This window comes from Kineococcus siccus (assembly GCF_009906795.1).
Classification (GTDB): Bacteria; Actinomycetota; Actinomycetes; order Actinomycetales; family Kineococcaceae; genus Kineococcus; species Kineococcus siccus.
Window position 1 is genome coordinate 1 of the sequence record NZ_JAAALN010000295.1, and the last position, 4,091, is coordinate 4,091.

Here is a 4,091-nt window from a genome sequence, read left to right on the forward strand (position 1 = left end):
GCAGCGGGGGGGCGGCACCCGGTGGGTGCCGCCACCCGCTCACTCGACCTTGTCGTAGCCCGCCTGCTGCAGCTCCAGGTAGCGCGGCAGCCCGAGGGCCTCGAGCCCCTCGACGTACGCCGTCCACTGGGCGTCGTCCGAGGGGTCCTTCTGGCCGGTGACGAACTGCGCGCTGTTCTGCGAGACGTAGTTCTCGATGTTGGTCTTCAGCTCGGCGAACTCACCGGCCTCCGCCGGGTCGATCCAGACGCTCCACGAGGGGAAGACCTGCTCCTGCGGCTCCTTGCCGTCGTACAGCTTCGTCGCGTCGAACAGGCGCCGTTCGTACCCCGTGGCCTCGTAGATGTCGGTGGGCTGGACCTGCGCACCGCGGAAGGCGGCGTTGCTGAAGTACTGCGCCATCGAGCCCCACGCGTCGTTCGGCGGGTTCTCCCCGGACGGTGCGGGAATGGTGTTGTAGAGCGGCTCCTCGTTCGTGTCGAGGGCGACGTCGCCGGCGACCGGCTTCTTCCAGCCGATGCCCTCCTTGCCGAACTCGGCCCGCACGTGGTTCTCGGCGGGGTACATGTTGTCCATGATCTTGATGGCCGCGATGCGGTCCGCCTCGCTCGCCTTGTTCGTCAGCACGAACGTCGCCCCCGGGGTGCTGGGCTGGGTGTAGGACGCGTAGGACGTCCCACCGGGCCCCGTGAGCGGCGGGACGGCGTCGTACTGCCGGTCGCGGCCGTCCTCCTGGCCCAGGGTGAAGGCGATGGCGGGGTGCAGGACCGTGGCCGCCCCCAGGATGTTCGCGCCCGCGTTGTCGCCGAGCGCGTTGAGCGCGTCGGTGTTCTGCGTGAAGGCTCCCTGGTCGATGAGGCCGTCCGCGTAGAGCGAGGACATGTACTCCAGGCCGGCGCGCCAGCCGTCCTGCACGGCCTGCTGCTGCACCTTGCCGCCGTTGAGCGCGAGGGTCGACGGGTAGGCGCTGTTGGCGGCCGGGTCGTAGATGAACGCGTTCATGAAGAAGGGCAGGAGGTAGTCCATGGTCGAGCCCGACAGCGGCACCTCGTCGGCCTGGCCGTTGCCGTTCGGGTCCTGGGTCTTGAAGGCCGTCAGGACGGCCCTCATCTCCTCCGGGGTCGTCGGCTGCTGCAGGCCCAGCTTGTCCAGCCACGCGGAGTTCATCCACAGCTTGGCCCCGTAGGAGCAGTGGTAGCAGTCGTTCCACTGCGGCAGGCCGTAGACGTTGCCGTCGGGCGCGGTCGCCAGGGTCTTCAGCTCCGGCGTCGACTCGAACGCGGCCTTGATGTTCGGGGCGTGCTGCTCGATGAGGTCGTTGAGCGGCACCACCACGCCCTGCTTGGACAGGCGCAGCAGCTCCGCCTGGCTGAAGCTCTCGACCCACGGGATGAGCGCGTAGGCGTCGGGGTAGTCCCCGCTGGCCAGCGAGATCTGCCGCTTCTCCGCGGCCCCCGCCGGGTCCAGCGAGGTGGTCTGGAACTCGAGGTCGACGCCGAACTGCTTCTCGACCTCGAGCGTGTAGCTGTTGGTGTTGAGGTCCTGACCGGGACCCTGCGGCGAGAACATCGTCAGCTTCCCGTCGTCCTCGCCGGCGTCGTTGCCGGACGTGCACCCGGACAGGACGAGAGCGGTGGCGGACAGGGCGGCGATCGCGAGGACGGACGTCCTGGCTCGTGGAGACATCATCGTTTCCTTCGGGTGGTCGGGAGGTGGCGATCAGCCCTTGACGGCACCGATCAGGAGGCCCTTGGTGAAGTAGCGGGCGACGAGCGGGTAGATGAGCAGCACGGGCACCGTCGAGACCACGACGAGCGAGTACTTGAGGAGGTCGGCGAGCTGCTGGCGCTCCAGCTGCGACGCGACGTCGCCGCTGGAACCGGCCCCGGTGTTGAGGATGAGGATGTTCCGCAGGACCAGCTGGAGGGGGTACAGGTCGTCGCTGCGCAGGTACAGCAGGGCGTCGAAGTAGGAGTTCCACTGGATGATCGCGTACATGAGTGCCACGACGGCGATGAGCGGCTTCGCCAGCGGCAGGACGACCGACCACAGGATGCGCAGGTCGCTGGCCCCGTCGATCATCGCCGCCTCGTACAGCTCGTCGGGGATCGACTGCCGCAGGTACGTGGTCGCGATGATGACCTGCCAGACGCCGACCGCCTGCGGCAGCAGCAGCGCCCACCGCGTGTCGAGCATCCCGAGGCTCTGGACCACCAGGTAGGTGGGGATGAGGCCGCCCGTGAAGAGCATGGTGAAGACGACCGCCAGGGTCAGCGTCCGCCGACCGACGAACGTCCTGCGGGACAGCGGGTAGGCGATGGCGAGGGTGAGGACGACGCTGATGAGCGTGCCGACCCCGGTGTAGAAGAGGGAGTTGGCGAAGCCGCGGAGGATCTGCGGGTCCGACAGCGTGATCTCGTACCCCCGCAGCGAGGGTTCGACCGGCCACAGGGTGACCCGGCCGCCCGAGACGGCTCCCGGGCTGGAGAAGCTGCTGGCGACGATGTTCAGCAGCGGCACCAGCACGATGAGCGAGAAGGTGACGAGCAGGACGTAGACGACGACCATGAAGACGCGGTCGACGAACGGGTCCTTGACGCGCTTGGGCCGGCGCGTGACCGCGGGGGCCGCCGGCTCCTGCCGGGCGGTCGTCGTGGTCACCACAGCCCGTTCCCCGTCACGCGCTTGGCGACGGCGTTGACCGTCAGCAGGAGGACGAGGTTGATGACCGCGTTGAACAGGCCGACCGCCGTCGCGAGGCTGAAGTCGGCGTTCAGCAGGCCCGTCTTGTAGACGTAGGTGGCGATGATCTCCGACTGCGAGAGGTTCAGCGGGTTCTGCAGCAGGTAGGCCTTCTCGAAGCCGATCGCCATGATGTTGCCGACGCCCAGCACGAGGATGATGACGGCGGTCGGCATGATGCCCGGGATGTCCACGTGGATGATCTTCTGCAGGCGCGTCGCGCCGTCCACGCGCGCCGCCTCGTGCAGGCCGGGGTCGATGCCGGCGAGGGCGGCCAGGTAGATGACGGCCGAGTAGCCGGCCGTCTGCCAGATGTCGCTCCACACGTAGATGTGCCGGAAGTAGTCGGGGTTGCCGAGGAAGTCGACGGACGACACCCCGAAGAACCCGAACGCCTCGCTGGCCAGGCCGATGCGCGGCGAGAGCAGGAGGATCGTCATCGAGACGACGACCACCGTGGAGATGAAGTAGGGCGCGTACGTGACCAGCTGCACCGTGCGCTGGAACAGCCGCCCCCGGACCTCGTTCAGCGCCAGCGCCAGGATGATCGGGATGGGGAACGAGGCGATGAGGTAGTACCCCGACAGGACGAACGTGTTCTTCACGAGGGTCCAGAACACGGGGTTCGAGAGGAACCTGCGGAAGTTGTCCAGCCCCACCCAGTCGCTGCCCCAGACGCCGAACACGACGCTGTAGTCCTTGAAGGCGATCACCGCGTTGACCATCGGCACGTACTTGAAGACCACGAAGTACAGCAGCGGCGGGACGACGAGCAGGTACAGCTGCCAGTGGCGGCGCAACGACCGCCGCAGCGCCGGCAGACCCTTCTCGGTCGTGCCGCCCCGGCGCCCGGCCCGGGCCGTCGTCGGCGGTGCGCCGTGGGGATGCAGGAGCATCGGGACCTTCCTCGCGCACGTCGGTGGGCGCCCTGCCCCGGGGTGTCACGGCGTGGTGACGACTCGGCGGACCGGACGAGCCGCGCGGAGCGACGGCGGTGGCGTGCCTCCCGCTCCTTCGCGGAACCACCGAGCCGTCGGTGCCTCGGCTGTGCTGAACCTAGGACGGCCGCGAGAAGGGTGTCAAGGATATCCGCGGGTGTAAATCGATTCATAGGTCCGATGTGCGGTCGCAGGACGGCGCTCTCCGGGGCGTGAGCACGCTGATCGGTGCCTCAGTCATCGGACGTCCGCCGTCCTGACCGCGAGCGCCCCGGGCCCGTCGCGGCACCGCGCCGACCGGCCCGCGCGCCTCGGCGCTGGGCACGCCACGTCACCGGGGTGTCCCCTTGCGTCATCATGTCCTGGTCCGGCGGCCCGTGGCCGATCCCGCCCCCGTCCCCGTCCCCGGAG

At 68.7% G+C, this 4,091-nt stretch carries 3 protein-coding genes; all 3 read right to left on the reverse strand.

All coding sequences use genetic code 11. From position 1 onward, the window contains the following. Positions 1-39 precede the first annotated feature (39 nt). The gene (locus GTR02_RS20325) at positions 40-1,686 is read right to left on the reverse strand and encodes a type 2 periplasmic-binding domain-containing protein (RefSeq protein WP_166609297.1); all 1,647 of its coding nucleotides are present in this window, start codon (positions 1,684-1,686) and stop codon (positions 40-42) included. A gap of 33 nt (positions 1,687-1,719) precedes the next feature. Further along, positions 1,720-2,568, reverse strand: coding sequence for a carbohydrate ABC transporter permease (locus GTR02_RS24745; protein WP_166609299.1), 849 nt, complete (start codon positions 2,566-2,568; stop codon positions 1,720-1,722). Positions 2,569-2,657: 89 nt separating this feature from the next. After that, positions 2,658-3,638, reverse strand: coding sequence for an ABC transporter permease (locus tag GTR02_RS20335; RefSeq protein ID WP_166609298.1), 981 nt, complete (start codon positions 3,636-3,638; stop codon positions 2,658-2,660). Between the last annotated feature and the right edge of the window lie 453 nt (positions 3,639-4,091).

Bases quoted from the DNA above. Each gene is read 5' to 3' on its own strand.
- GTR02_RS20325 (WP_166609297.1), bottom strand. From the start codon at position 1,686: ATGTCTCCACGAGCCAGGACGTCCGTCCTCGCGATCGCCGCCCTGTCC.
- GTR02_RS20335 (WP_166609298.1), bottom strand. From the start codon at position 3,638: ATGCTCCTGCATCCCCACGGCGCACCGCCGACGACGGCCCGGGCCGGG.
- GTR02_RS24745 (WP_166609299.1), bottom strand. From the start codon at position 2,568: ATGGTCGTCGTCTACGTCCTGCTCGTCACCTTCTCGCTCATCGTGCTG.